Here is a 328-nt window from a genome sequence, read left to right as displayed (position 1 = left end):
ACGTTTAGTCATGAACTCTTCTCGGTTGCTTGGATCGTCTTCCAAATCCTCGTATTCTTCCATAACAGTTTCGTAGAGATTGTCCGCATACTCAGATAGCGGCTGATGAAACATAGGATTGGCTAATTCCCAGTTATCAGGATCATTGACCTGTTCTTCTGAGTCCAGTTTGCAAATGAAAGGAAAAAGAGCATTGAAACGGACTGAACCGCTCAACACTCTTTTCGCTTTTTCTTTCATATTATCCAAGAATCCCTCACGAACATAACCGTCAGTACCCACATAAAACTCCCTCGGGTTCGGGCGTTTACCAAGCCCACTAATATGG

At 43.3% G+C, this 328-nt stretch carries 1 pseudogene; it reads right to left on the bottom strand.

Features of this window, described 5'->3' with window-relative positions:
- Window positions 1–328: pseudogene (locus IAE45_RS18745) on the bottom strand (terminase large subunit); the annotation flags it as partial.

Source organism: Enterococcus sp. S53 (assembly GCF_016516865.1).
Classification (GTDB): domain Bacteria; phylum Bacillota; class Bacilli; order Lactobacillales; family Enterococcaceae; genus Enterococcus_D; species Enterococcus_D innesii.
This window is presented reverse-complemented; position numbering and strand designations above follow the sequence as displayed.